General features: G+C 43.9%; 22 protein-coding genes. 9 read left to right on the top strand and 13 right to left on the bottom strand.

Annotated elements, in window-relative coordinates; genetic code table 11:
• Nucleotides 1–6 precede the first annotated feature (6 nt).
• The 6 genes from DS891_RS11595 (at nt 7) to DS891_RS11570 (ending at nt 5,347) form a co-directional block, all read left to right on the top strand.
• Nucleotides 7–555 (top strand): hypothetical protein, encoded by a 549-nt coding sequence (locus tag DS891_RS11595; RefSeq protein WP_174169869.1) that lies wholly within the window; start codon nt 7–9, stop codon nt 553–555.
• 166 nt (nt 556–721) lie between these two features.
• The gene (ybeD, locus tag DS891_RS11590; protein ID WP_010606146.1) at nt 722–1,000 is read left to right on the top strand and encodes a DUF493 family protein YbeD; all 279 of its coding nucleotides are present in this window, start codon (nt 722–724) and stop codon (nt 998–1,000) included.
• Nucleotides 1,001–1,018: 18 nt separating this feature from the next.
• On the top strand, nt 1,019–1,672 hold the full coding sequence (gene lipB, locus DS891_RS11585) for a lipoyl(octanoyl) transferase LipB (RefSeq protein WP_174169868.1): 654 nt from the start codon (nt 1,019–1,021) through the stop codon (nt 1,670–1,672).
• A complete protein-coding gene (lipA, locus tag DS891_RS11580) occupies nt 1,669–2,634 on the top strand; it encodes a lipoyl synthase (protein WP_010606145.1) in 966 nt (321 codons plus the stop codon). The genes lipB and lipA overlap by 4 nt, the downstream gene beginning before the upstream one ends.
• A gap of 180 nt (nt 2,635–2,814) precedes the next feature.
• Nucleotides 2,815–3,891: a lipopolysaccharide assembly protein LapB gene (locus DS891_RS11575; protein WP_174169867.1), complete on the top strand. Its 1,077-nt coding sequence runs from the start codon at nt 2,815–2,817 to the stop codon at nt 3,889–3,891.
• Between the two features lie 253 nt (nt 3,892–4,144).
• The gene (locus DS891_RS11570; protein WP_174169866.1) at nt 4,145–5,347 is read left to right on the top strand and encodes an aromatic amino acid transport family protein; all 1,203 of its coding nucleotides are present in this window, start codon (nt 4,145–4,147) and stop codon (nt 5,345–5,347) included.
• A gap of 25 nt (nt 5,348–5,372) precedes the next feature.
• Here DS891_RS11570 and DS891_RS11565 read toward each other — a convergent pair whose 3' ends face one another.
• The 3 genes from DS891_RS11565 to pomA all read right to left on the bottom strand — a co-directional run bounded on the left by DS891_RS11565 (nt 5,373) and on the right by pomA (nt 7,754).
• The gene (locus DS891_RS11565; RefSeq protein ID WP_147389350.1) at nt 5,373–5,876 is read right to left on the bottom strand and encodes a hypothetical protein; all 504 of its coding nucleotides are present in this window, start codon (nt 5,874–5,876) and stop codon (nt 5,373–5,375) included.
• Nucleotides 5,877–6,054: 178 nt separating this feature from the next.
• Nucleotides 6,055–6,984, bottom strand: coding sequence for a flagellar motor protein MotB (locus tag DS891_RS11560; RefSeq protein ID WP_174169865.1), 930 nt, complete (start codon nt 6,982–6,984; stop codon nt 6,055–6,057).
• A gap of 2 nt (nt 6,985–6,986) precedes the next feature.
• Nucleotides 6,987–7,754, bottom strand: coding sequence for a flagellar motor protein PomA (pomA, locus tag DS891_RS11555; protein ID WP_010606140.1), 768 nt, complete (start codon nt 7,752–7,754; stop codon nt 6,987–6,989).
• 234 nt (nt 7,755–7,988) lie between these two features.
• On the opposite strand from pomA, the gene xseB reads away from it, so the two are divergent.
• The 3 genes from xseB (at nt 7,989) to dxs (ending at nt 11,154) form a co-directional block, all read left to right on the top strand.
• On the top strand, nt 7,989–8,228 hold the full coding sequence (gene xseB / locus DS891_RS11550) for an exodeoxyribonuclease VII small subunit (RefSeq protein ID WP_010606139.1): 240 nt from the start codon (nt 7,989–7,991) through the stop codon (nt 8,226–8,228).
• On the top strand, nt 8,228–9,127 hold the full coding sequence (ispA, locus tag DS891_RS11545; protein WP_174169864.1) for a (2E,6E)-farnesyl diphosphate synthase: 900 nt from the start codon (nt 8,228–8,230) through the stop codon (nt 9,125–9,127). The genes xseB and ispA overlap by 1 nt, the downstream gene beginning before the upstream one ends.
• Nucleotides 9,128–9,291: 164 nt before the next feature.
• Nucleotides 9,292–11,154, top strand: coding sequence for a 1-deoxy-D-xylulose-5-phosphate synthase (gene dxs, locus DS891_RS11540; protein ID WP_102057344.1), 1,863 nt, complete (start codon nt 9,292–9,294; stop codon nt 11,152–11,154).
• A gap of 54 nt (nt 11,155–11,208) precedes the next feature.
• Here the strand turns inward: dxs and DS891_RS11535 are convergent, their stop codons facing one another.
• The 10 genes from DS891_RS11535 to glyA form a co-directional block, all read right to left on the bottom strand.
• Nucleotides 11,209–14,289 (bottom strand): ligand-binding sensor domain-containing diguanylate cyclase, encoded by a 3,081-nt coding sequence (locus DS891_RS11535; protein WP_010606136.1) that lies wholly within the window; start codon nt 14,287–14,289, stop codon nt 11,209–11,211.
• A 24-nt stretch (nt 14,290–14,313) separates the two neighbouring features.
• Nucleotides 14,314–14,796, bottom strand: coding sequence for a phosphatidylglycerophosphatase A (locus tag DS891_RS11530; protein WP_010606135.1), 483 nt, complete (start codon nt 14,794–14,796; stop codon nt 14,314–14,316).
• A gap of 8 nt (nt 14,797–14,804) precedes the next feature.
• Entirely contained in the window at nt 14,805–15,767 is a 963-nt protein-coding gene (gene thiL / locus DS891_RS11525; protein ID WP_174169863.1) for a thiamine-phosphate kinase, read from the bottom strand.
• 43 nt (nt 15,768–15,810) lie between these two features.
• Nucleotides 15,811–16,221 carry a transcription antitermination factor NusB gene (gene nusB, locus DS891_RS11520; protein ID WP_010372094.1) on the bottom strand — a complete coding sequence of 137 codons (411 nt, stop codon included), beginning with the start codon at nt 16,219–16,221 and terminating at the stop codon, nt 15,811–15,813.
• Nucleotides 16,222–16,232: 11 nt separating this feature from the next.
• On the bottom strand, nt 16,233–16,697 hold the full coding sequence (gene ribE / locus DS891_RS11515; RefSeq protein ID WP_010372096.1) for a 6,7-dimethyl-8-ribityllumazine synthase: 465 nt from the start codon (nt 16,695–16,697) through the stop codon (nt 16,233–16,235).
• A 116-nt stretch (nt 16,698–16,813) separates the two neighbouring features.
• A complete protein-coding gene (gene ribBA / locus DS891_RS11510; RefSeq protein ID WP_010606133.1) occupies nt 16,814–17,926 on the bottom strand; it encodes a bifunctional 3,4-dihydroxy-2-butanone-4-phosphate synthase/GTP cyclohydrolase II in 1,113 nt (370 codons plus the stop codon).
• Between the two features lie 28 nt (nt 17,927–17,954).
• The gene (locus DS891_RS11505; protein ID WP_010372102.1) at nt 17,955–18,611 is read right to left on the bottom strand and encodes a riboflavin synthase; all 657 of its coding nucleotides are present in this window, start codon (nt 18,609–18,611) and stop codon (nt 17,955–17,957) included.
• Between the two features lies 1 nt (nt 18,612).
• Entirely contained in the window at nt 18,613–19,725 is a 1,113-nt protein-coding gene (gene ribD, locus DS891_RS11500) for a bifunctional diaminohydroxyphosphoribosylaminopyrimidine deaminase/5-amino-6-(5-phosphoribosylamino)uracil reductase RibD (protein WP_174169862.1), read from the bottom strand.
• On the bottom strand, nt 19,722–20,171 hold the full coding sequence (gene nrdR / locus DS891_RS11495; protein ID WP_010372109.1) for a transcriptional regulator NrdR: 450 nt from the start codon (nt 20,169–20,171) through the stop codon (nt 19,722–19,724). The genes ribD and nrdR overlap by 4 nt, the downstream gene beginning before the upstream one ends.
• 85 nt (nt 20,172–20,256) lie before the next feature.
• Entirely contained in the window at nt 20,257–21,513 is a 1,257-nt protein-coding gene (gene glyA, locus DS891_RS11490; protein ID WP_010372111.1) for a serine hydroxymethyltransferase, read from the bottom strand.
• Nucleotides 21,514–21,544 lie beyond the last annotated feature (31 nt).

Here is a 21,544-nt window from a genome sequence, read left to right as displayed (position 1 = left end):
AAATTAATGACTTTCATTGAACAAATAAAGTCCACTCCATTTTATATCTACATTAGCACAATAGCTTACCTTACCTGCCTTGCGTTAAGCTACCATTTAAAGATGCCAGAATTTTCATATATTGGATTTTATTTAATACTCTATTCCATGCTCTATGAGTTAAATTCTTTAATAAAAAATAGCGATACTAGCTTAGAATCAAGTCACAACTTTGGACACTTGAGATATTTATTTGCTTTCGTAGTAATATTGCTTGGTCTTATTGCTTTTCCACTTCGCCCTGTGTTCGTTACAGTAATCAATTTTATGGTGATTGCCGCTATCACCTATCAATTAATACTCGTTTTAAATACTAAGTTCTTACAATCTAAAGAAAATATTATTAATAGTTTTAAACGAAAAAAAACAGGAATTTTACTGCTACTATTCGTAATTACGGTATTGCAATTTTTCTTTGATGATCTGACCTTTGCTAACAATAGTCATTTTTTTCTTCTCATTCTCGCCTCAGAAGTTTTCGATGATTGTAAGGGTTTAATCTCTAACACTCACTAAGCTCTATACGGCTTAGCAAAAACGTCCTGCGTATGGACGTTTTTTTTTGTCTTAAAAATGATAGAATGCGGCCAATAAATGACGACCTTGGAAACTCAAGGCTTGAAAGAGTCCCTAAGTGACCAAATAAAGGCGTCAGCAAGTAGTTCGTTGTGAGGATACCGTCGTGGTAAAACCAGTTAAAAATACTAAGTTTGATGAATACTTAGAATTTCCTTGCCCATTTACATTCAAAATTATGGGCCTAGCAAATGTCAATTTGACGGATCAGATCCTAGCCAAACTGCAGGTTATTGCACCTGGTGATTATGCACCAAAGGTTAAACCAAGCAGTAAAGGCACCTATGAAGCCGTATCTCTAGTCGTTACAGTAACCAGCAAAGAGCATATCGAGCAGATTTATACCGAGATCGGTGGCATCGAAGACGTCCGCTACATCCTGTAGTTGGTAAGGACCCTAGTTATGGAATCTCGTAAGTTAATTGTGCGCCAACTTGGCCTTTGTCGTTACGAACCAATTTGGCACAAAATGCAATCTTTTACCGACGAGCGTGATGACACCACAGCGGATGAAATCTGGCTGGTGGAACATGAGCCTGTTTTTACGCAAGGTCAAGCAGGTAAAGAAGAGCATGTTTTGGCGCCAGGTGACATTCCCGTCGTAAAAGTGGATCGCGGCGGTCAAGTTACCTATCACGGTCCTGGGCAACAAATGCTTTATGTGCTGCTCAACTTACGACGATTGAAAATAGGGGTACGTGAGCTCGTCACTTGGCTAGAAGAAAGCATTATCGACTCCCTAAAAGAATATGGGATAGAGGCTTATGCTAAAGCCGATGCACCAGGTGTATACGTCAACGATAGCAAGATAGCATCTCTTGGACTTAGAGTCCGTCGTGGCTGCTCATTTCATGGGCTCGCACTCAACGTCAATATGGATCTTGGTCCATTTTTACGAATAAACCCTTGTGGTTACGCGGGCATGAATATGGTGCAAAGTAGCGAAATTAATGGACCTCAAACCGTCGCTGATGCGGGGGCCGGTCTGGTAAAACACATGCTAAAACGCATTAATGCTGAGCATGTCGAATACACTGAAGGGTTTGAAAACGTATGAGTAAACCAGTCAAAATGGAGCCTGGGGTAAAGCTCCGCGATGCTGAAAAAATGGCATTGATCCCAGTAAAAGTCATGCCAACAGAACGCGAAGAAATGCTGAGAAAGCCTGAGTGGTTAAAGATCCGTTTGCCAAAATCAAGTGAACGTATCGATGGCATTAAACAAGCAATGCGTAAGCACGGCTTACACTCTGTTTGTGAAGAGGCGTCATGCCCTAACCTTTCTGAGTGCTTTAATCACGGTACAGCAACCTTTATGATTTTAGGTGCAATTTGTACTCGCCGCTGTCCATTCTGCGATGTGGCTCATGGTCGTCCACTAAAACCTGACGCCCAAGAGCCTGAAAAGCTAGCGCTCACTATCAAAGACATGAAGTTAAGCTACGTTGTTATTACCTCTGTTGACCGTGATGATTTACGCGACGGTGGTGCACAACATTTTGCTGACTGTATTCGTGAGATCCGTAAGCATAACCCAGGTATTACAATCGAAATTCTTGTGCCTGATTTCCGCGGCCGTATGGACAGAGCACTTGAAATTTTGAGTGAAACACCACCGGATGTATTCAACCACAACCTTGAAACTGCACCGAGACTTTACAAGCTAGCGCGTCCAGGTGCCGACTATAAGTGGTCACTCGAATTGCTACGCCGTTTTAAAGAAGCGCATCCAGAGGTAAGAACTAAGTCTGGCTTAATGGTTGGACTGGGCGAAGAAATCTCTGAAATTGAAGAAGTCTTAAGAGACTTGCGCGAGCATAACGTAGATATGCTTACGGTAGGCCAGTACCTACAACCTTCAAAGCACCACTTACCGGTAAAGCGCTACGTGCCACCGGCAGAGTTTGATGGGCTAAAAGAGTATGCCGACGAAATAGGCTTTAGCCACGCAGCTTGCGGACCATTTGTACGCTCTAGCTACCATGCAGATCAGCAAGCCGCCGGTAAAGAAGTAAAATAACTGCTGCTCCTGAACTTAAGTTCAAGTAAAACGTATATTGCTCCTAGCCGTAAGTAGGAGCAATATCCATGCAATTTCCACTCTCCCCCTACGCATTTTTGTAAATTCAATGTAAAATAGCCAAAGTTCAGTTACTTAACCTGAGAGAACTGCTCCCTAATTTTCGGACATAACTTTAATATGGAATACGGACCAATCAGCTTTTACGCTATTTTTATTGCCGTTGTGGTGCTTGGAGGCAGCTTAGGTGGGCTCTTACAAGCGATGCGTTCAACGTCGTCATATAAGTTTCGCAAACCTAAGTTTAAGAGTGCGAATAGCGCCGCCCCAGAGTATTGGGACTTAGGTGGATTCGGTGTCATTCTAGCCGGTGTGATCTCAGCATTTATGGCAATCGGTGTGCTCACCATGGCGGGCGCTGCAGACTTCAGCCCAGTCAGTAAGTATGCATTTAAATCATATCAAAATGGTGAGCACGACTCCCACCATCAAAACAATGACGAGATACTCATTCCCGTGGCAATGTTTTCATCTGCGCATAACGATAATGCCGTTGAGATCAACCGCATTATCAAAGTGGTCGTAGAGCACAATCTGAAACGGGAAAATGACTCAATTACCGGTTCTGATAAAGCATTTTGGACTTGGATTAAGATCTTTTCATTCTCTATTTTAAGCGGTTTTGGCGGTGTAGGACTCGTTTCTAGCGCCTACAAACGCTACGTTGGCGAAGATGAATTCAATGACATCCAACAAAAGGTTAAAGAAGAGTATGAAATAGCACGTAAGAATACCGTAGAGATCGCACTCCAACGTGCTAGGGAATTGATTGCAAACTCACAATACGATGAAGCAATTAAGGTTTGTGATGACATTCTTACCAACATTCACCCAAACCATGCAAGAGCAATTGGCATAAAAGCCAGAGCACTCAGCCGAGATGGTAAGCTCGCAGAAGCCATCAAGTTGCTAGAAAGCGCACTTTCCATTTCAGATATGAGTGAGTCCGTCAGAGCTCGTATGCATTGGAATATAGCCTGTTATCAGACTCGTATAGATTTTAGCGAAGGCTTACCTGAGGAGCTAGATTGTATGGTCCGGACGCTGGGTGAGATCCGCAGCCATTTGGAACGTGCAATTGCGCTTGATGAGCATCTAAGGTTGAAGCTACCTGACGGTGAAAGTGACCTTATTGTGCTAAAGTCGCTCAGTGCGAGAGGTCAAGATTGGTTTGACAATTTAGTACGAGCACAATAGACTCTTAGGTAAGTTAGCTTGATACGGTGCATTTTCATGAGAGATGAAGACTTTATATAAAAGTTAAGGGTACAAGCACAAATTCACTGGATGGAAATACTGGTGATTAGAATAAGCCGCATATTGATATGCGGCTTTTTTGTTTTTGACACATGAATTTTATACGCAAATTGGTATTAGCAGCAAAACGGTTTCAATTCCGTGCTATTCGTTATATCTTGCCTCACCAGATAATAATAATCAGGGGCAAAACGTGCTTAAGAATAAAACTTTGGGCAGCATGCTAATTGTAGCAGGTACTACAATTGGCGCAGGTATGCTCGCCCTCCCGATTGCATCCGCAGGACTCGGCTTTTCTACCGCTATCGCGTTATTAACAATCACATGGTTGCTAATGACCTATACCGCTTTACTTATGCTGGAAATACATCAGTACGCGGATCAAGACGCTACGCTAAATACACTGGCGAAAAGCTTACTTGGTAAATCGGGCCAATATGTCGCTAACTTTTCTATGGTATTTTTATTCTATGCGCTGTGTGCAGCTTATATCGCGGGAGGTGGTGCACAACTTCAAAGCAAACTGATTAGTGTATTGGGTGACGGGATCACTCCCCAACTCGGTTCAGTACTACTTGCTGTTATCATTGCAACCATAGTGACATTAGGCACAAGTACCGTCGATAAGCTTAACCAATTACTATTTACCATTAAAGTTATCGTGCTCGCGAGTTTATTTTTTATCCTGACTCCCTATGTTCATGGCCAACATCTTATCGATATGCCTGTGGAGCAAGGGCTTGTAATTGCGGCAATTCCTGTAATTTTCACTTCATTTGGGTTTCATGGTTCAATCCCCTCAATCGTCAAGTACGTTGGTGTAGATATTCGTCAATTACGTAAAGTGATGATGTTTGGTGCCTCCCTCCCCCTTATCATTTATGTGTTTTGGCAATTACTAAGCCAAGGTGTTATGGGGCAAGAGAGCTTAATGGCAAGTGAGGGACTGCCGGGTTTTGTAACCAGTATTTCTTCTATCGCACACAACGACAACGTACAATTATTTGTAACTGTGTTTGCAGATCTTGCTCTCGCGACTTCATTCTTAGGCGTGAGTCTCGGCTTATTCGACTTTTTTGCAGATGCCTTTAAGAAGCAAGATACTAAGAAAGACCGCATCAAGACGGCATTCATTACCTTCTTACCACCGCTTGGCTTTGCCCTCTTTTATCCAAAGGGCTTTATTATGGCACTGGGATATGCAGCGATTGCGCTCGTGGTGTTAGCGGTATTTCTACCAGTTGCTATGGTATGGAAACAGAGAAAAACCAGAGGTAATGATGGATATCAGGTTAAAGGAGGTACGCTTGGACTAGGACTTGCCGCTGTTTTCGGTGTGATGATCATCACCTCTCAGCTAATGCAAATGGCTGGCCTTATTCCTAGTTTGGGGTGAGTATTTTTCAATAGCTGGCCGAACACTATCGGCTAGCTCCTGCTTTTTCCATATCATCGCTAATGTAATGAAGCTTCCAAAACATAATTATTGGAGCAAAAGCCAAACACAAAGTCACCACATTGGTGATGGGTATGATAGTTGCGTATAAATAAGTCGAATAACTCAAATCCATTAAATGGTAATCAGTTAATCTAAACAGTTGTAAAATAGGCGCGGGTAAAACAACGAGCTGGGCTAATATACTCTGCCACATATACATTTTATCTTTTACAGCCCAATACGCAACAATCCCCATAAATAGGATGTCATTCAAGGCCCAGTATACGTAACGGATGACTTGGTGCTCATCAATAGAGCGAACAAAGTCGCTCGAGAACGTACCCACAATATAAAAAATCGCAACAAGTAGTGAATATCTAAGCGCCTTTTTATCTTTTAACACAAAGCAAAGAAAAACAGAAAGCAAAGCAATCCACACACTGTTATGTGCAAAAAATATACGAATAGGTTCCCAAGCTTCTAACATAGCTAAACGCTACTCTGGCTTCTTTTCTACAGAACCATCATCGGCGTCACCACCATCGCCGTTACCACCTGGCAATCTATAATTTTGGGGTTTTTTTATTGAAATCATTCTATTTCTCCTTTAAGTAGAACCAAACGGAACAATAGCGAATTCCCTGTAATTTGGCAACAAACTGTAACTAATTTTTCCTAACTTCAATAGGGTCTGATTCTTTCGCTTTACCCTGTAAAATCGAGATTTCGACACGCCGGTTTCGGCGCCTATCTGCATCGCTGTCATTAGGTACTAAAGGTCTAGTGTCTGCATGACCAACTACAACCATTCTGTTCTTATCAAAGCCACGGACACGCTCCATTACAGTCGCAACGGCTACCGCTCTAGTTGCCGATAAATCCCAGTTATTCGAATAAAGTTCGTTAGTCACTCTAAAGTCATCAGTGTGACCCGACACTGTAATTTCACCAGGTACATCTTTGAGCAGCTCTGCAATTTCGGCAATCACAGGTTCAAATTTAGGTTGTAGAAACGCACTTCCCGCAGGAAAAGAACCATTTTCTTGGATGCGAATAATAATTTGCTGCCCTAATGACTCGAGTTCAATTGCACCATCCATAATTTGCTTTTCTAGCTGCTGTGCAATCTTTTTAACGAGCTCGTTTACTTGCTCTTGGTCCGCAGAAGCAACTGCTTGGGTTGACGCCATTTCCTGTGCAGTACTGGCAGACTCACCACCACGCTTATTGCCTCGTTGCTCCTGTCTGCCACCCGCCGAAGCCTCGTCACCAGCTTGGAACTCTAGCATTTGCTGCGTCATTTCTACGGTTTGCTGTTGAATCGTTTCAATCGGTGTTGGTTCTGGCTTTCCTGGAGTAAATTCCATCGCAATCACGCTGGTACCTTTAGGAATATCTTTTACTTCAATTTTATTTTGCACACCAAAAGCAAACTTCATCGATCCTGCAATTTGCTTAAACTTCAGTACATCCATTTCGGAGAATGCCAATAGCAGTACGAAGAAGCACATTAACAACGACATGAGATCAGCAAACGTTCCCATCCAGGCAGGAAGACCTGGGGGGGGACATTTACATTCTTTCTCATCTGACATGATTATTCCTCAGCCTCAGCGCCACGTTTAGATTCTGGCAGATAGTTTTTCAAGATACCTTCAATGACTTTTGGATTTTGGCCATCTTGAATGCCTAAGATTGCATCTAAGATAAGGCGCTGGTTTCGCTCTTCTTCATCTTTACGAAGTTCAAGCTTAACCTGAATTGGGATCGCAACCACGTTAGCCAAAAACGCACCGTATAAAGTTGTCAAAAGTGCAACAGCCATAGCAGGTCCAATTGCTTTTGGATCGTCCATGTTAGATAACATCGCTACTAGGCCGATGAGCGTTCCAATCATCCCCATAGCAGGAGCGATATCGGCGAGGGACTTAAATAAGCCAGCGCCTAACTCGTGTCTTGAGGACGTTAGGGCAATATCTTTTTGCAATGTGGCACGCACAACATCAGCATCATGCCCATCGACTAACATATCGACACCTTTACGCATAAACTGGTTGGGGATTTCGGCTTCTTCTAACGCTAAAAAACCACCTTTGCGAGCTGAATCAGCAAGCTCAACGGCTTTTTCAATCAGCTCTTCCGGAGTTTCAATCTTGAACATGAAGGCCTTCCCGGCCACTTTTCCAATTCCGAAAAACTGTCCAAGCGTAAAGTTAGACAATACGATAAAAATTGAACCACCAAATACGATAACGACGGAAGGCGTGTTATAGAACATAGCGATCTGGCCATCACTACTTAGTACCATGGACATTACAATTAAACCTATGGCACCCAGGATCCCTATTACCGTTGCTAAATCCACATGTCCTCCGGGGGAAGTTATTTGTGATAAATCACGCAGTTATTGTTGTTTGAGTTATCGGCAAGTTTTTCTACAACTTAACACTATTATATTAAAAAGTGTTTAAAATGCGAGTTTATAGCAGATCTTGTAATGCTGATACTCGGTCAGATCAAAAAGTCACTGGTTTTTTTGACCTTGGCGCACAATCACCCTAAAATTGCCACACTTTTACTTTACGGGTCAGCGTGACATATGGCAGTAAAAAAACCAGACAACTTGAGCTTTGAAGAAGCCATGCAAGAACTGGAGCAAATCGTTGCAGACATGGAAAACGGTAGCTTACCTTTAGATCAAGCACTTAAACAGTTTGAACGCGGGATAAAACTCGCAAAAGCTTCAAATCAGAAACTTCAGCAAGCTGAACAACAAGTCGCTATTTTAATGGGCGAGGATGAACAAGCACAATTACAGCCATTTGATAACGAAGCCTAATGTCGAAAAAATTACAAGAAAAGCTCCAGTTTGCTAAAACTCGTGTAGAAAACACCATTTTACACTATTTTGATAGTGTGCTTGAAACTGAAGAGAATATAAAAGCGGCTACACGCTATAGTATAGAAAACGGCGGCAAGCGCTTGCGACCGTTTTTAGTGTATTGTACTGGTGAATTATTTGGTGCTGCTCCAGAAGATTTAGACAAAGCTGCAGCCGCAATAGAGTGTGTGCATAGCTACTCTTTGGTGCACGACGATTTACCTGCTATGGATGATGATGATCTCAGACGCGGCCGTCCAACTTGCCACATCCAATTCGATGAGGCGACCGCGATTTTAGCTGGTGACGCTCTGCAAACGCTGGCATTTGAACTGCTAAGTGAACATTCATTCGCGGTAAGCCACCATGCCCAAATAAAAATGATTTCAGTGCTAGCCAAGGCATCGGGTCTACAAGGTATGATAGGCGGTCAAGCACTCGATATAGCAGCAACCAATCGTTTAATTACGATAGATGAGCTCGAACGTATTCATAAGCTAAAAACAGGTGCACTACTAAGCTGTGCAGTAGAACTTGGGATCTTATGTAGCGATCCGGAACGTGTTTCAGAGCAAGCACGTGATGCGATACGTACTTATGGACGTGCAATTGGCCTTGCATTTCAAGTCAGAGATGACATTCTTGATGTAGAAGGTGACACATTTGTGCTTGGTAAACCTCAAGGCTCTGATTTAGAACATAATAAATCTACCTATCCAGCATTATTGGGGTTAGAACAAGCAAAAGAAAAAGCTGAACATTTGATAGATGAAGCTTTAGAAGCGCTTACACGTATCAACGGTAATACAGAAATACTTGCAGATTTAGCAAAATACATCATAGATCGAGAATATTAAGCTGACGTATAAAATAGCTACGCCAAGCTAAGAAAATATTCACAAGAACTTTGTAAACGCTGGCTAACATAATATTATGACAAGTTAGTGAAGAATTTTAATAATTATGAAGTGGACCACGTGAGTAATTGCGCTGAGATTCACTTAGGACTCTGATAAATACCATGAAACTTGATAGTAGCAAGTATCCCTTACTCGCGTTAATTGACGAGCCAAGTCAACTCCGTCAATTACCCCAGCACAAGTTAACCGCCTTTAGTGATGAGCTTCGCGAGTATTTGCTGAACTCAGTCTCTCAAAGCAGCGGTCACTTTGCATCTGGTTTAGGCACTGTAGAGCTTACTGTAGCTTTACACTATGTGTATAACACACCAAGCGATAGGCTCGTTTGGGATGTAGGTCATCAAGCCTATCCGCACAAACTACTTACAGGTAGAAGAGATAGGATGCATACGATCCGCCAGAAAGATGGCCTGCATCCTTTCCCTTATAGAGAAGAAAGCGAATACGATACGTTTAGTGTTGGCCACTCAAGCACTTCTATATCAGCGGCACTTGGTATGGCTATCGCAGCTGAAAAAGAAGGGATTGGACGTAAGACCGTCGCCGTTATTGGTGATGGTGCAATGACCGCGGGCATGGCGTTTGAAGCCATGAATCACGCAGGCGACATCAATCCAGATATGTTAGTGATCCTAAACGACAACGAAATGTCTATCTCTGAAAACGTTGGCGCACTCACCAATCATTTCGCGAAGATCCTCTCTGGTAGCTTTTACACCAATATTCGAGAAGGCAGCAAAAAACTGCTGTCTGGTGTGCCGCCGGTAAAAGAGCTTGCAGGCCGTATGGAAGAGCATTTAAAGGGGATGATAATCCCTGGTACTTTCTTTGAAGAGCTAGGCTTTAACTATATTGGCCCAATTGACGGACATAACGTAGATACTTTGGTAGATACGCTGCGTAATATGCGTAACCTAAAAGGCCCTCAACTATTACACGTTAAAACCCAAAAAGGGAAAGGTTATAAACCTGCAGAAGCAGATCCTATTGGTTATCATGCCGTGCCTAAGTTCGATCCAAGCGTCCATAGCTTACCCAAATCAAAACCTAGTGCACCAACCTTTTCAAAGGTGTTTGGAGATTGGCTTTGCGATATGGCTGCACAAGATAATAAGCTCATGGCAATCACACCAGCAATGCGTGAAGGCTCGGGCATGGTACGCTTTTCTAAAGAGTACCCTGCTCAATATTTTGATGTTGCCATTGCTGAGCAACATGCTGTGACACTGGCAGCGGGTTTTGCTTGTGAAGACCTCAACCCAGTGGTTGCAATCTATTCTAGCTTCTTACAACGCGCATACGACCAACTCATTCATGATGTCGCACTACAAAATCTGCCAGTGTTGTTCGCTATTGACCGTGCCGGTGTCGTTGGTGCGGATGGTGAGACGCACCAAGGCGCATACGACTTAAGTTTCTTGCGCTGTATCCCGAATATGGTGATCATGGCACCAAGCGACCTTAATGAGTGCCGCCAAATGCTCTACACAGGTCATCGCCTAGATAGGCCAGCAGCAGTGAGATACCCCAGAGGTAGTGCGGGAAGCGCCGAGATTGATACGGAAATGACCGCAATAGAAGTTGGTAAGGGCAAGGTAGTAAGAGAAGGTGAAAAGCTGGCTATTTTAAGCTTTGGTACATTGCTTGAAAACGCTCAAGCCGTAGCCGAAGAGCTAAATGCCACACTTGTAGATATGCGTTTTGTCAAACCCTTAGACTGCGCCCTTATCGAAGAGTTGGTTGTAACTCACGAGCGCTTCGTCACACTTGAAGATAATGCTATTGCCGGTGGCGCAGGCTCCGCAGTAAGCGAGTATTTAATTGCTCAAGGCCATCAAAAACCAATTAAACTTCTTGGTCTACCTGACGAGTTTATTAAGCATGGTTCACAAACTGAGATCCATGCCGAGCTGGGCTTAAACAGCGAAGGCATCAGTCAACAAATTAAGGCTTGGCTTGCGTGAGTCTGCATTCAACCTAAAAAAGGCTTCCATTTGGAAGCCTTTTTGCTATGAGTTTTACCTCATCCATACACTGATTTCAGCAAGCCCATTACTTTGTAATAACTGTAATTGAGACTCTATATTCGCACTTTGTTCAAACTCAAAAGCATCTAACTGATCATCAAAAGTAATTGTTGCAGCACCATCCCCACCGCGTTGTTTAACTTGATGCAGCGCAATATCAGCCAAATTCACTGATGATTCCCAACCAATCACTTTGCCACCGAGTAGTGGTAGAGGGTAATAAGACCACCCCATAGAAACTGTCAGCTTAGTGGTTTTTCCATTAGGAAGTCGATAGTCCGTCTCAGCAATGGCTTTACATAAATCACTAACATACTCTTCAATGTCATCTCGACTGAAATCACGCAATAACAATAAGAATTCATCCCCACTCCATCTAACAACATAGTCTGAACCTTGAGTACGGGTATTTAAAAGTGTCGCTAACTGTTGTAAGCAACTGTCGCCACCAATAGGACCATAAGAATCGTTAATCTTACTAAAGTCATCGATATTCATGATCATGAGCACTAGGCTCTTATTTTGGGCTTGTAGTGATTGAGCATTGCGCTGGTAGTGCTCAACATCTTTAGGAAGTTGATCAAACAAAAAGCGACGACTTCGCAAGCCTGTCAGCTCATCGGAATGACTAACCAGCTTAAGTTGTGTATTAACTTGATTTAGCTTTTCATTTGCCTTTCTAAGCTCCGTTGTACGCTCTGCAACTAACGCCTCTAATGCGGCCTGCTTTCTTCTTTCTTGTGCTCTAAACACCCAAAAAATCAGATAGAACATAAAGATAAATGCACAAGTAATAAACAATCTAAAGTAAATCGTTTCGTCGAAGCGCCGAGGTAGTACAATTGATAAGCTTAGCACTTTAGCCTTTTCCCAATCTTGTCCTTGACGCTTAGCTTCTAACACAAAGGTAAAGTTGCCTGGAGGCAAATTGGTGTAAATGGCTTCACGCCGTGATTGTGCATCCCGCCATTGTGTATCATGGCCATTGAGTTTGTATCTAAACTCAATGCTATGAGGCGCATAAAAATCAATGGCTGTATAATTGATAGTTAAATCGCGTTCCGATGTTTCAAGCTGGATCACTTGATTTAATGATTCTGTACTAAATACTCTATCGTGGGTAGACAATGACTCTAGCCTTGGCAATAAATCCCCACCGCCAAAAAGCTGGACATTTTTAGGGATCTCAACAACGCCTTGTAAGCTGGGGTAAAAAATAGCTGACTCGGTTTCAACCACGGCATCATGCCCAAGGCCTGAACAACATTGGCTTGGTCTGCCATCAAGCTGCCTATCGAATGGGCTTATTACTTGTTCAACTTGCAAACTCTCTATAACGTGACCAAATTGCGCAACGGGCATGCGATATACCCCTTTCATTGTGCTCACCCAGATGAGCTGATTGCTCTTGTCATAATGCAAAGAAAATATCGATCCGTAAGGCAATCCATTTGAAGCATCAAGCTGATACCAATCACCGTCTGAGGTACGATAGAATAACCCATCGTTGAGAGAGCCAACTAAAGTCGTCACAGTATCCAAATGCAAAATACTGGTGATATAAGCGGTATCCAACGACGTTTGAGAACCAATTTTTTCGATGCCTTTATCATTGTAGCGATACGCACCTTTGTTAGTACCGATAAAACCATATCTCGGAAAATCCTCAACAAAAGTAACAAATTGACTACCAAGAAAAGCGTTGTAGGCAAATGGCGTTATCCCCTTGTAATCAAGACGATACAAACCTCTCCCTGTACCAAACCACATTCCCCCTCGGTTTGAAGGGCTTAGTGAAAAGACTGGATTCTGTCTGAGCTCTCGCTCAGTTAATTTTTGTAGTGTGCCATTTTCGTAGATAAGTGCACCACGGTCTGTCCCAAGAATGAGTTTTTCGCCAATAAACTCCAAGTCGTGTATCACGGAACGATTTAACTGCGCACTAGTTAGCACGGGTTGATAACTATCATTCAATCCCATAATGCCAAGCCCCTCACGACTAGCGACCCATAACTGACCAGAGGGCCCCTGTGTGATGGCTGAAATTGCTTGGTTTACTCTAGGACCAATATGATGCCGCTCCACTTTTCCTGAGTGGGCCAGCCACAAGCCTTCATTTAAACTGGCAAGCCAGATATTATTATCTTTGTCCATAAAGATATCTGCAAACCAGATACTTTGATCCAACTGAATTGGCTCGACAGCTTGCCAAACACCATTATTCTGTCGATATAACAGCCGACCATAAGTAGAGACCCATAGCCCGCCTTCCTTATCATTTAGAAACTTATATACGGCATTGTTACCCGCATCTTGATAACGGCGTAGTACTTCGTCAATATCTAGAAAATACGCACCCAACTCTGATGCTAAGAACAACTTACCATCGACCCAAGCTAAGTCATGTATAATGGTTTGCGCTAACTGCTCAGGTAGTGAAACCTTACTCGCCAGCTCAAGCCTAACGCCATCACCGTTGCGATTGCTTGATTCACTGATTTTAAGTAGGTGACGTTCATTCACTAGCCAAATACCATCAGGCACCAACGCCATTTTAGTCACAGAACCTACGATTTGGTTTATTTGAGTCACATCTAACGTACTTTGTTCGATGTTATTGGCGGCTAACGTCAGCTTTTTCGCAGAAACATAATACAGACCATTCGCAGCAATCCAGATCCCGCCATCTTCATCTTGCAAGATATCTCGTACAGGCCCCTGCAGATCGAAACGCCGAGCTTCTAAGGTTTGGGGATTGAGTCTTAACAATCCTCGACGCGTGCCAACCCAGAGCATGCCAAATCGATCCACCACCAATTTATTAATGGCATTACTATTTAAAAACTCGGTATTTTGGGTGTTGAAGTTTTGGAATTGATGACCATCAAACCGACTTAAGCCAAACTGAGTTCCGAGCCAAATGTAGCCTTGATTGTCTTGAACGACACTCTTAACGCTTTGTGACGGTAACCCACTTTGGATATTCCACTGTTTAACTACGTAATCATCTATCGCCGCAAAACTCGTAATTGGTAGCAGCAAAGTGAAAATGAAAAACAATAGCCTTGTCATCTCGATTCCATCACATCAGCACAGTTAGACTAAAATGCCAGTTTTAAACAAAGCTTGCACGCAAATCAATGAAAAAATGCCAGCTAATACATCATCTAGCATAATCCCCGAGCCACCGTGCAAACGTTTATCGAGCCATCTTATCGGACCCGGTTTCAAAATATCGAAAAAGCGGAACAAAATAAAGCCAACGATTAATGACTGCCAGCTAAGCGCCGCCCCTATCATGGTAATATAAAAACCTGCCACTTCATCCCAGACAATGGCTGGGTGGTCATGAACATTAACATCGTCTGCTGTTTTACCACACACCCAGATCCCAAATAACGTCATGACAATCGCAACCAGACATTGCAGCCAAATTGGTGCGCCTTGGGTTGCAAAAATAAACGGTAATGCGGCGAAGGTGCCAAAAGTACCAGGTGCTTTTTTCGCTAAACCAAGACCAAACCCGAGTGCAAAGAATTGATGCGGCTTCTTTAAATTAAATACATACTGCTTAGCCAAACCAACTCCTAGCTAAAATGCTCAAAACCAAACCCTGAGAGCTGGTAAGGTTGACCTTTTTTGAGCAATTGAATTTCGCCATTATTAGCCGTAATTTGGCCAATACAAACTGGCTCAACACCATATTGCTTCAATCTGGTTTCCACGGCATTTTTGTTATTATCATTGACCGTGAAGAGTAACTCGTAGTCATCGCCAAAACCGAGCGCGAGCCGCATGCGTGCATCTTCATCAAGACTTGAGCGCAGCGCATCAGATTGAGGAACTTTATCGGCGTTTATCTTAGCGCCAACTAACGAGCTACGTAAAATATGCTTAAGATCCGCGAGTAGACCGTCTGAGATATCAATTGCAGAGGTAGCAAGACCCCTAAGAACTTGGCCCGCAGCAACCCTTGGTGCTGGGTAGTGAAACTTTTCAAGCGCCGCTTTGTAATGTTTTGGCTCAAGTGTCCAGCCCTGCTTTCGCGCTTCAATAGCAAGCCCTGCGTCACCAAGTGGACCTGTTACATAAATCCAATCACCCACCCGTGCTCCTGAGCGCTTGAGTGCTTTACCAGTTGGTACAATACCTTTTGCACATACAGTGATAGTCAATGGACCTTGCGTTGTATCGCCACCTATTACTTGTACGTTATAATACTCAGCAATTTCATGCATGCCCTCAGTGAAGGCTTCTAACCACTCCAAGTCAGCGTTAGGTAGCGTTAAACCAAGTGACACCCAAGTAGGTTCTGCACCCATAGCAGCTAAGTCGCTAAGATTCACAGCGATAACCCGATGGCCTAGTGCCCGAGGTGGAATATCTTCAAAAAAGTGCACACCCGCAACTAGCGTATCCGTAGTTACCGCAAGTTGATTGCCAGCAGGAACTGAAACCAAGGCGCAGTCATCACCGATCCCAAGCTCTACATCTCGGCGAGTAATGCCACGGCCTTTAAAGTAGTGATTGATTAGCTCAAATTCTTTCATACACAAAAAAGCCGGCCAAGGCCGGCTATTCCTATAGTAAAGCTTATTTGCGAATAAACTTAACCGCTTTGTCTAGTACACCGTTAACGAATTTGTGGCTCTCTTCAGCGCCAAACATTTTCGCTAACTCAATACCTTCGTTGATAGCCACTTTGTATGGCACATCTTCACGGAATTTAAGCTCATAAGCACTAACACGTAACACGGCAAGCTCAACCATATCCAATTCTTCAAGTGGACGAGCTAAATGCGGACGAATTGCTTCGTCTAGCTGCTTTTGGTTAACAACAACACCACGCGCTAAGTCTTTGAAGTATTCTACATCGACTTTAGTTACGTCGTTTTCGATCAGCATTTGCTGTTCGATATCGGCAATTGGGTTACCACTTAGCTGCCAAGAATAAATAGCTTGTAAAGCAAGTACACGTGCTTTGCGTCTAGCTGCTGGTTTCACTGAGATTCCTCTTAAATTTGCTCTAGCACGTTCACCATTTCTAGAGCTCCAAGGGCGGCTTCTCCCCCTTTGTTGCCCATTTTAGTGCCCGCGCGCTCGATAGCTTGCTCAATGCTTTCAGTAGTAAGTACACCAAAAGCGACAGGGATATCATAATCTAATGAAACGCTAGCTAAGCCTTTGTTAGACTCGTTAGCAACTAAATCGAAGTGTGGTGTACCACCACGAATAATCACACCTAGCGCAATAATCGCGTCGTGCTCTTTTTTCATCGCAACGCGTTTTGCTGCTAGTGGTAGTTCAACCGCTCCCGGTACATATACAACCGTGATGTCTTCATCGCTAACACCACCGGTACGTTTTAATTCATCTACAGCGCCTTCAAGTAAGCTGCTACCGATAAAATCGTTAAAACGTGAAATGACAATGGCAAATTTTTTGCCAGGAGCGTATTTATTACCTTCGATTACTTTCATTAGATGTTCCTAATCTGTATGAGCAATTGCCAAATTGAGGCGCATGATAGCACAGTAATGTGGCAATCGCCTACTATCTGAATATAGGCGATTGCGATCAATTTGGCATTTTGGAATTATTTTGGTTCGACGTATTCAACCACTTCTAAGTGGAAACCAGACAGTGCATGATATTTTTTAGGTAGACTCATTAGGCGCATTTTCTGAATGCCTAAATCAGCCAAAATTTGCGACCCCACACCTACGGTACGCGAAGTACCTTGGAATTTACGGTAGTTCACCTGTTCACCCGCATCTTCCGCAGCAAATGCCTTAACCAGCGCTTCCATCTCTTCGCTGCGTTCTTGCTTACCAAGAATGACTAATACGCCTTCGTTGTCGGCGATGTGCTTCATGGCACTTTGCAGTGTCCAGCTTCTATCCGCGCTGCGATCTGAATGAAGAATATCGTTAAACGTGCTTTGCAAATGCACACGTACTAAATTGGCTTCTTCCGATTTGATCTCGCCCTTTACCATCGCATAATGCAGTTGATTATCAATGGTGTCTTTGTACGTCACTAGATTAAACTCACCAAACTCAGTAGGCAGTTTACACTCTGCTACTTTTTCGATAGTGGTTTCGTTTAAGTTACGATACTCAATTAAATCAGCAATGGTGCCGATTTTAATATCGTGTTCTTTTGCGAATACTTCTAGTTGTGGGCGACGTGCCATAGTGCCGTCTGGGTTGAGAATTTCAACAATCACAGATGCAGGCTCCAGTCCCGCCAAACGCGCTAAATCACATCCGGCTTCAGTATGGCCTGCACGCGTTAAAACGCCGCCTGGTTGCGCCATGATTGGGAAGATATGACCTGGTTGTACAATATCTTCAGGTACTGCACCTTTGGCAACTGCAGCTTGTACTGTACGGGCGCGATCTGCCGCTGAAATACCTGTCGTTACGCCTTTCGCAGCTTCAATAGACAAAGTAAAGTTGGTAGAGAACTGAGCGCCATTGGTTTTCACCATTAGTGGCAAGTTCAGCTGCTCACAGCGCTCCTGTGTCATGGTCAAACAGATTAACCCGCGACCATATGTTGCCATGAAATTAATTGCATCTGGTGTAATGTGCTCTGCTGCAATGATCAGATCACCTTCATTTTCTCGGTCTTCATCGTCCATCAAAATAACCATTTTACCGGCTTTAATGTCCGCGATGATTTCCTCAGCACTATTTAAACTCATAGTTTTCCCATTTTTACTTTGTCTATGGCTACTTTATAAAGCCAGCTTTCGCCAATAGACTGGTTGTGAGAGTGGACTCGCTGGCAGCGCTTGGCTCACCCTGAATTAGTCTTTCGAGGTAGCGGGCGATTTGGTCAACCTCTAGGTTTAATTTTGACCCGACTTGAAAACCTGCAATCGTCGTTTCTTGCGCCGTGTGTGGCACTATGGTCAATTTAAAGCGATTTTGTTCCACGGCATTGACCGTCAAACTGATACCATCAATGGCAACCGAACCTTTATACGGAATATACTTCATTAGCGATGACGGCGCAGCTAACCAATAGTCAGTCGCTCTGGCATTAGCGGTTATCTCAACCACTTCAGCAATACCATCCACATGACCTGACACCAAATGACCGCCTAGACGTGAAATCGGCTGCAGTGCCTTTTCAAGATTTACCTTTTGGCCTTGTTGGTACTCGGCAAAACGCGTCAAACTTAAGGTTTCGTTAGAAACATCGGCTTTGAAGCCATCATGAAACTTCTCAGTTACAGTCAGGCAAACCCCGTTAGTGGCAATACTATCACCCAAGTTTACATCGCTCATATCAAGAGATGTCGTGGTCACACGAACAATTAAATCGCCGCCCTTGAGCTGCAATTGAGTTAATGTTCCTGTTGCTTCGATAATACCTGTAAACATTTTACTTCTCTTTAGTCGCGATAAGTTTGAGATCAGGCCCCACTTGGCAAACGTCGCCAAACACTAACTCAGGTATTTGCGACATCGCACTCAGTGGTGAGGTGTTAAACAGCCCTTTTCCAGCGCCAATTATTTTCGGTGCCAAATAGATGATATATTCATCGATTAGCCCTTGTTCATGCATTACCCCCGCAAGGGTGGCACCGGCCTCTAGCCAAACATAATTACAGTGCTTTTCAGCCAACCTGTTGAGAACGGCTTTTAGGTCGAGCTTACCGTTGATTTCAGGCACGACAATTTGCTCTACGAAATGAGGCCATTGCACTGAATTATCAATAGTACGGCGAAAAATAATCACTGGAGATGCAGTTGTAAATAGCGCAAGATCTGGTGTCAGACGATTTTGTGAGTCAATAATCGCACGTATCGGTTGGCGTAGCTCAGATTGAGGATAATCGGTGTCTTGCAAAAATTCTTCACGAACATTGAGTCTGGCGTTGTCTACCATAACCGTATCGGCTCCGGTCAAGACCACACAGCTCTGCGCGCGGTGGCGCTGTACGTCTAAGCGCGCTGCGGCTGAGGTAATCCACTTGCTCTGGCCATTGTTTAATGCGGTTTTACCATCAACAGAAGCGGCAAGCTTACAAGTCACGAATGGCAACCCACACTCCATTCGCTTCAAGAATCCGGTATTCAGTGCCCTTGCTTGTGGCTCTAGCAAACCAAAAGCCGTTGCAATTCCCGCGGCCTCTAACATTGCCAATCCACGCCCTGCAACTTGTGGGTTGGGATCAACCATGGCAGCAACCACTCTGCTGACGCCTGCGTCAATCAGACCTTTAGCACACGGCGGCGTTCTGCCATAGTGACTACATGGCTCAAGCGTTACATAGGCAGTTGCACCAGCGGCTTTAGCTCCAGCTTGCTTAAGCGCATGTACTTCAGCATGGCCTTCACCTGCTTTTAAGTGTGCGCCTTCGCCGACTATTTCACCGTCTTTTACGATCACACAGCCGACGTTTGGATTGGGTGTTGTGGTGTATTTACCGCGCTTTGCAAGCGTGATGGCGCGGCTCATGTAATCATGATCTTGCGCTGTGAACTGGCTCAATCCCCCAACCTCGCAATTTCCTCACCAAACTCACGAATATCTTCGAAAGAGCGATATACTGAAGCAAATCGCACATAAGCCACTTTATCGAGCTTTTTAAGGGCTTCCATAATACATTCGCCAATCATGTCGCTTGGTACTTCACGTTCGCCAGTACCACGAATTTGAGATTTAATCTGATGTACTACTTCTTCTATTTGTTCTGTGCTGACGGGACGCTTTTCCAGCGCTCGGTGCATGCCATTGAGTAACTTATCTTCATTGAAAGGCTCTCTAGTACCATCTTGCTTTATCACGCGCGGCATTAAGAGCTCTGCGCCCTCGAAGGTAGTAAAACGTTCGTGGCATAAAATACACTCACGACGGCGACGGACTTGGTGGCCGGAAGCAACCAAACGTGAATCTATCACTTTGGTATCTTTGGCTGTACAGAATGGACAATGCATAGACGCTCTCGTTGACTCAAAAACAAAAAAGGCCGCTTGAATGCGGCCTTAATCATAACAAAAAACTGCTTTTTTGTGAGCGAAATTATGCGTAAACAGGTAATTTAGCGCAAATTGCTTTTACTTTTTCTTTCACTTGTGCCTGTACAGACTCATCATTGATGTTGTCTAGTACGTCACAGATCCAGCCAGCAAGCTCTTTCGACTCAGCTTCTTTGAAGCCACGACGAGTGATCGCAGGAGAACCGATACGAAGACCAGAAGTAACGAACGGTGAACGTGGATCGTTTGGTACAGAGTTTTTGTTTACTGTGATGTTTGCACGGCCAAGCGCTGCATCCGCATCTTTACCGGTGATGTCTTTATCAATCAGATCAAGTAGGAACAGGTGGTTTTCAGTTTTGCCAGAAACCACTTTATAACCACGCTCCTGAAGTACCGCAACCATAGCTTGTGCATTTTTAACCACTTGCTCTTGGTATGACTTGAACTCTGGCTGTAGTGCTTCTTTGAACGCAACCGCTTTCGCAGCGATAACGTGACATAGAGGACCACCTTGACCGCCAGGGAATACCGCAGAGTTTAGCTTTTTATAGATTTCTTCATCATCACAAGCAGAGATGATAAGACCACCACGAGGACCCGCTAGCGTTTTGTGCGTTGTTGTTGTTACAACGTGTGCATGAGGCACTGGGCTTGGGTATATACCAGCGGCAACAAGACCTGCAACGTGCGCCATATCAACAAGTAGGTAAGCGCCTACTTTATCAGCGATTTCGCGGAACTTAGCCCAGTCAACGATACCTGAGTACGCAGAGAAACCACCGATGATCATTTTTGGCTTGTGCTCAAGTGCTAACGCTTCAACTTGCGCGTAATCGATTTCACCAGTTTCTTCGTTTAGACCGTACTGGATAGCATTGTACGTTTTACCAGAGAAGTTTACGTGTGAACCGTGCGTTAAGTGACCACCGTGAGCAAGGCTCATACCTAGCACAGTGTCATGTGGCTGAAGTAGCGCTTGGAATACCGCCGCATTTGCTTGTGAGCCAGCGTGAGGCTGAACGTTTGCGTAAGTCGAACCAAATAGCGCATTGGCACGGTCAATCGCGAGCTGCTCAACCACGTCAACGTGCTCACAACCGCCATAGTAACGCTTACCTGGGTAACCTTCAGCATACTTGTTTGTTAGCTGAGAACCCTGCGCTTCAAGTACACGTGGGCTACAGTAGTTCTCAGAAGCGATAAGCTCGATGTGCTCTTCTTGACGTGAAGTTTCTGCTTCAATCGCTGCAAATAGTTCTGGGTCAAAATCTGCAATATTCATGTTACGTTCTAACATGGTTTCTCCTAGGTAAACGTAAGGGTATTTT

The organism is Pseudoalteromonas sp. JC28 (assembly GCF_013319255.1).
GTDB lineage: Bacteria > Pseudomonadota > Gammaproteobacteria > Enterobacterales > Alteromonadaceae > Pseudoalteromonas.
The sequence above is the reverse complement of the archived record's forward strand: the minus strand, read 5'-3'. Positions and strand labels throughout refer to the sequence as shown.